Genomic DNA, 552 nt, shown 5'->3' with positions numbered 1-552 from the left:
TAAGTTTGTTCAGCGCTTTAATCATAGCGTATGAGCATTGTAGTTTCTCAGGCTTAACCGGCCACCTAACAACTGCTTCACTCGATACATTGCTGTCTCTTATAGTGAGCATTTATGATAGCCGTACCACTTTTTCCACTTACTGTTGGCTCCGTAGAGCTTCTGGCAACCTACCGCTAAATTCCTAGGGTGACCATTCTCCCAGAAGGCTGCCTTTTCTCTTGGTGGGATTCGTGGAACAGCTCGCTTGATCCGTATGGCATCGTGGCAATCCCTTGTGTCATAAGCGCCATCACCAGATATCTCGATAATTCTTCGGCGTGTTTGCTTGAGCAAGTTAGGAAGGACTTCTGCATCGGTAACATTAGATAAACTCAGTTCTGCCGCGACGATTTCGTGAGTGCTGGTGTCTACCGCTAAATGCAACTTTCTCCAGACTCTACGCTTCCCGTCAGTACCATGCTTCTTGACCTTCAATTCACCTTCGCCATAAACCTGAGGCCTGTTGCATCGATGGCTAGATGCTGTGTATTACCACTCTAGTCTTTGGTT

Annotated in this window: 1 pseudogene; it reads right to left on the bottom strand. The window is 46.9% G+C overall.

From position 1 onward, the window contains the following. A pseudogene (locus tag R7R78_RS28740) lies at window positions 1-536 on the bottom strand (IS5 family transposase); the annotation flags it as partial. Window positions 537-552 lie beyond the last annotated feature (16 nt).

Source organism: Vibrio sp. 2134-1, from assembly GCF_033339495.1.
This window is presented reverse-complemented; position numbering and strand designations above follow the sequence as displayed.